Raw genomic sequence first — 1,019 nt, 5'->3', positions numbered from 1 at the left:
ACCTCGAAGGGCTGGAGCCGGCGGGCGAGGATCCGCGTCCAGTCCCAGGGCCGGTCGCTCAGCCCGGCATGCATGGCCCGGGTACCGGCCCGGGGCTGGCGCTCGGCGCGCAGCTTGACGTAGTTCAGCCACACCCCGTGGGTGAAGATCTGCTCGGCCAGCGAGGAGTGGCGCCGGGCGAAGGCGATGGTCTCCCGGCGCTGGTGGGAGAGGCTGTGCCGGAGGAACTGGTGGGCGAAGTCCACGGTGGCCAGGGCGGCGTCCCGGCGCCGGGCGGCGTCCGAGCGGGGGCTTCCCTTGGGTCCGCGGTGGGGGTTGGGCAGGCGGAGGTGGTCGATGCGCTCGTGCCGGGGGTGGCGGGAGACGGCCAGGGCGTACTGCTTGTGGTCGTCGCTGACCAGGCGTAAGCGCTGGCCCTGGGGGACCTTGGCCAGCAGGCGGTCGAGGGTTTCCCGCAGGGCGCGGGCATAGGCCTGGGGCTTGGGCTTGCCGTAGAGCGCCTCGAGGCGGTCGCGCCTTTTTTTCTGGTAGTCCGACATGCGGCCGCATCGCCGGTGGGGGGCCAGGTCGAGGGAGAGGAGCAGTCGGGAGTCCTGGGCGTAGGCGGTGCCGAGGCCGAGGGGGAAGTACTGGGAGTGGGCGAAGGACTCGAAGTGGTCGTAGACGACGGGCTCGTCGATGGCCTCCAGGGCTTGGAGGGTGCGGGCCTGGAAGGTGATGGCGTGCCTGGCGAGGCGTGCGGCCAGCCGGGAGACGGTGGAGGCGGCGCACTTGCAGGCACGGGCGATCTGGCGGTGCGCGGAGCAACCGACGAGTTCGTCGGCGACGCGGACGAGCAGCTCGGGGCGCTTGAGGTAGTAGGAGGTGGTGAAGGTCTGCTGGGAGAAGGTCCTGCCGCAGGCGCAGCAGTGGAAACGCGGGACGCGCCTTCCGTCACACTTGCGGTCGTAGAAGCCGTGTCTCCTGAAGGCGAAGGGCGCGGGGCGGTCCGGGGCGTTGGAGGGGCAGTGCCGGATGGG

Annotated in this window: 1 protein-coding gene; it reads right to left on the bottom strand. The window is 71.6% G+C overall.

From position 1 onward, the window contains the following. Positions 1 to 1,019 (bottom strand): hypothetical protein (locus Q9Q40_02595; GenBank protein ID MDQ7006099.1); only part of this gene is annotated, 1,019 nt, incomplete at both ends.

Source organism: Acidobacteriota bacterium, assembly GCA_030949985.1.
In the GTDB taxonomy this organism is placed as follows: Bacteria; Acidobacteriota; Polarisedimenticolia; order J045; family J045; genus JALTMS01.
The sequence above is the reverse complement of the archived record's forward strand: the minus strand, read 5'-3'. Positions and strand labels throughout refer to the sequence as shown.